Source organism: Arthrobacter sp. NPDC080086, assembly GCF_040702285.1.
The window spans coordinates 1-3,870 of the sequence record NZ_JBFBKP010000150.1 but is presented as its reverse complement, the minus strand read 5'-3'; the positions used below and the strand labels follow the sequence as shown (position 1 = coordinate 3,870).

At 69.1% G+C, this 3,870-nt stretch carries 3 protein-coding genes and 1 rRNA gene; 2 read left to right on the top strand and 2 right to left on the bottom strand.

Annotated elements, in window-relative coordinates; genetic code table 11:
• Positions 1 to 96: ribosomal RNA gene (gene rrf, locus AB0305_RS22820) — 5S ribosomal RNA — on the top strand; the annotation flags it as partial.
• Between the two features lie 96 nt (positions 97 to 192).
• On the opposite strand, the gene AB0305_RS22815 is transcribed toward rrf, so the two are convergent.
• Positions 193 to 1,143, bottom strand: coding sequence for a family 16 glycosylhydrolase (locus AB0305_RS22815; RefSeq protein WP_364136710.1), 951 nt, complete (start codon positions 1,141 to 1,143; stop codon positions 193 to 195).
• Positions 1,144 to 1,481: 338 nt separating this feature from the next.
• Here AB0305_RS22815 and AB0305_RS22810 point away from each other — a divergent pair, with 338 nt between their 5' ends.
• Complete coding sequence (locus AB0305_RS22810) at positions 1,482 to 2,312, top strand: SDR family NAD(P)-dependent oxidoreductase (protein ID WP_364136712.1); 831 nt, start codon at positions 1,482 to 1,484, stop codon at positions 2,310 to 2,312.
• 63 nt (positions 2,313 to 2,375) lie between these two features.
• Here the strand turns inward: AB0305_RS22810 and AB0305_RS22805 are convergent.
• Positions 2,376 to 3,870 (bottom strand): bifunctional diguanylate cyclase/phosphodiesterase (locus AB0305_RS22805; protein ID WP_366174150.1); only part of this gene is annotated, 1,495 nt, incomplete at its 5' end.

Here is a 3,870-nt window from a genome sequence, read left to right as displayed (position 1 = left end):
GAAACGCCCGGTCCCATTCCGAACCCGGAAGCTAAGACCCACAGCGCCGATGGTACTGCACCCGGGAGGGTGTGGGAGAGTAGGTCACCGCCGGAACATCATTTAGGTCGAGAGCCTCCAACCACACGGTTGGAGGCTCTCCCACTTTAACCACCAAGGCAAGGTTCAGACAGGGCTCAGACAGGGCGCCGGCTACTCCCACACCCGAACATAGTCCACCCTCATGGCCCCGGCCTCACCGAGAATCCTGGCACCGCGCCACACCCCGATGTTCAGCAGCAGGTAGTGCGGGCTGACGTTGTCGCTGGTGGCGTAGGAGTGGACCAGTACGCCGTCGTAGTACACCTCGTTGGCACCCGGCTTACGCAGTACCCCGTACGTGTGATAGCCGCCGGCCCAGCACCCGGGAACGATCCGGCTCTTCTTCCACGCCGCGGAGTGGTACACGCTCCACATGTCCCCGGCGAGCGGTTCGGCGATGTCGATCTCCCCGGTAGAGGGATAGGCCTGGCCGGCGGTCCACCAGGCGCCCCAGTTCCTGATGCTGGTCTCACAGGTGCCCGGGAAGAAGATGCGGGCCTCCGCGTAACCGGTGGTGAACTGGAAGCCGGTGTGCCCGGCCACGCCGTCGTTGGGGTTGGTGGAGAGCAGCGCCCCCGAGGAGACGTCGCTAAGCTGCAGTACGGCCTCTCCGTTGGCGATCCGGACGTTGCTGGAACAGGTCTTCACATTGTTCTTGACCGACTTGAGGTCGCAGTCATCGAACCAGTACGGCGTCCAGGCCGCGGTGTTCAGGGAGTTGAAGTCGTCGTTGAAGACCAGGTTCCAGCTCCCGGGCACACCCACCGGATTCGGGGGAGGGGGAGCGGCTACCGCCGGAGCGGCCATGGTGTCCGCCGCGGGAGCCTTGATGGCTGCGGGGGCGGGCGGCACCACGGCCGGCGCCGCGCCGACGGCCTGGGGTGCGTCCGGTCCGCCGCCGAGCGCGCCGCTCATGGGTGCGGGCGCGTTCGCTCCGGCGTCGCTGGAGACCTCCGGCGGCGGAGCCGCGGCCGGACCCGGCGCGGCGGTGGGCAGGGCACTGCTGGAGAGCACCGCGGCGGCGACCAGGCAGACGATCCAGGGGACTGAGCGGTGCTTCATGGGACCACCCTCTCGAGGGTGAGGGCAGCGACAGACAGCTGCCGGTGACGGTTTGCCCTGACGACCGGTGTCCCCCCAGTCAGACCGAGCAATGTGAGGGCTGAGCGCACGATGATCCCTTCTCTCGTGTCCGGGCGGGCCCGGTACTCCCACTAGCCTTCAGGCTATGAGCGGATCGGCCCTACGTCAGGCGTACCGACTACTTGCCCCACACGGCGGACCTCTTGGATCCACCGCCCGGACTACCTGCCCGGGAACAGTCAAAGGAACAGCCCAGAAGCCCCAAGCGTTGACTACCCTTGAGTAACACCAGCGATCAGCAGCCACGGGAGGCCACCTTGAGTGCACGGACCATTGTCATCACCGGCGCCAGCGACGGGATCGGCGCGTCCGCGGCCCGTACCTTGGCGGCGCAAGGCGAGAACGTCGTCGTCGTGGGGCGTTCCGCCGCGAAAACGGCGCAGATCGCCGGGGAAATAGGTGCCGACCACTTCGTGGCCGACTTTGCCGAGCTGGCCCAGGTCCGCCGGCTCGCGGCGGAGCTGAAGGAGAAGTACCCGCGGATCGACGTGCTGGCCAACAACGCCGGCGGCATCATGGGAAATCGGCAGCTCACCGTGGACGGCCACGAGAAGACCTTTCAGGTCAATCACCTGGCGCCGTTCCTGCTCACCACGGAGCTGATGGACGTGCTGACCGCCAGCCGCGCCACGGTCATCAACACCTCCAGCGTGGCCAACTCGATCTTCGCCCGTTTCGACATCGACGACTTGGACGCGGCGCGTAAGTATTCGACCAACCGGGCCTACGGTAACGCCAAGCTCGCCAACATCCTCTTCACCAGCGAACTGCACCGCCGCTACCACGACGCCGGGATCTCGACGGCGGCCTTCCACCCCGGCGGCGTCGCCACCAACTTCGCGGCCGAGTCCACCAGCCCCATGCGCGTGGCGTACACGAGCTTCCTGAAGCGTTTCATGCTGACCCCGGAGCAGGGAGCGGACACCCTCGTCTGGCTCGCCAACGGCACCCCGGGCACGGACTGGACCTCCGGCGGGTACTACGCCAAGCGGGCACTCTCCAAGGCCAACAAGCTGGCGTATGACGGCGGGTTGGCGCGCCAGCTGTGGGACCGCAGCGAGGCGATGGTGGCCCCGAAGGGCAGCTGACCCGGGCGACTGACCCGGGAGGCGGGCCTAAACCGGAAGTGGTCTGAGCCGAACCGGGGAGGCTTACCCGGCCGCCTCGACGGTGTCGATGGCGTCCAGGGCGCTGCCCATGGTGCCGGCCAGGTCACTGGCCGGCGCCGGCTTGGCGAACAGGTAGCCCTGCAGCGCATCGCAGCCCAGATCCATCAGGTACTTGGCCTGCGCGGGGGTCTCGATGCCCTCGGCCGTGACCTTCAGGCCCAGGGCCTGCGCGGCGTTGATCATGGTCCGGAAGAACGGCAGGTGCTCCTTGCCGGTCTTGATCATGGCCACAAAGGAGCGGTCGATCTTGACCTGGTCCAGCGGCAGCTCCCGGAGCCGGCCCAGCGAGGAATACCCGGTGCCGAAGTCGTCCATGGCGATCCGGACGCCCGCCTCGCGCAGCTGGTGCAGCTGGCGGATCACGTCCGAGTCGGCGTCGAAGAACACGCTCTCGGTCAGCTCAAGCATCAGCTGGCGCGGATTCACCCCGGTGGACGCGGCAATGCCGAGCACGTCGCCGGCGAAGTCACGCTGCTGGAACTGCAGGCCTGAGACGTTCACGGCCACGCTGTAGGCGGCGTCGCCGGCCAGCCACGGGCGGATCTCGGCGCAGGCCCGGCGCATTACCTCGTCCCCGATCTCCCGGATCAGGCCGCTTTGTTCGGCCACCGGCAGGAACTGGTTCGGCGGCACCAGTTTGCCGTGCCGCTCCCAGCGGGCAAACGCCTCGAACTGGACCACGGCGCCGAGGCCGGGGGAGACCACCGGCTGGTAGTGCACCGAGATCTGGCCCAGCTCCACCGCCTGGCGCAGCCCGGTCTCGCCGCCGGACTGGTGCGTGGGCGTCGCGAGCATCTCCGGCCGGAACTCCAGCCAGGTGTTCTTCCCGGCGGCCTTGGCCGCGCTCAGGGCCGAGTCGGCCTGCCGCAGCAGCTCCGCACCGTCCTGGGTCTGCGCCGTCCGGGACGCCAGGCCCATGCTCGCCGCCGGCCGGACCGTGGACCCGCCGATCCGTGCCGGGGCGTACAGGGAGTCGGAGATCCGCTTGGCCACCGCGGAGATGCTGTGGCAGTCCGTGAGCAGCACCACGAACTCGTCGCCGCCGAGGCGGGCCACGGTGTCGTGCGGTCGGATGCAGTTCCGCAGCCGGCTGGCGACCTCCACCAGCAGTTCGTCCGCGGCGGAGCGGCCCAGCATGTCGTTGTAGGTGCGGAAGTCGTCCACGTTGATGATCACGACGTCCACGGAGTCCTCGCGGCGCAGTGCCGCGGCCAGGCGCTCGTTGAACAAGGTGCCGTTGGGCAGGCCGGTCAGGGTGTCGCGGAGGACGGCGGCTTTCAGTTGGTCGTCGTGCTCCACCGGCGTGAGCCGCGGCAGGACCCCGGTGGTGCCGGGCACCAGCTGGGACTCCAGAGTGCCCGGGCGGCCGGCAGCGGCCTGGCCCGGCGCCAGCGGTGCGGGCCGTGCCGTGGTCGCGCGCGGTGCGGCGGCGCGGGCGGAGAGCGCGACGGCGGCCGGGCCGCCGCCGGGAAGCGCG

What these genes read in the sequence shown, in the direction of transcription:
- AB0305_RS22815 (WP_364136710.1), bottom strand. Translation starts at nt 1,143, where the DNA reads ATGAAGCACCGCTCAGTCCCCTGGATCGTCTGCCTGGTCGCCGCCGCG.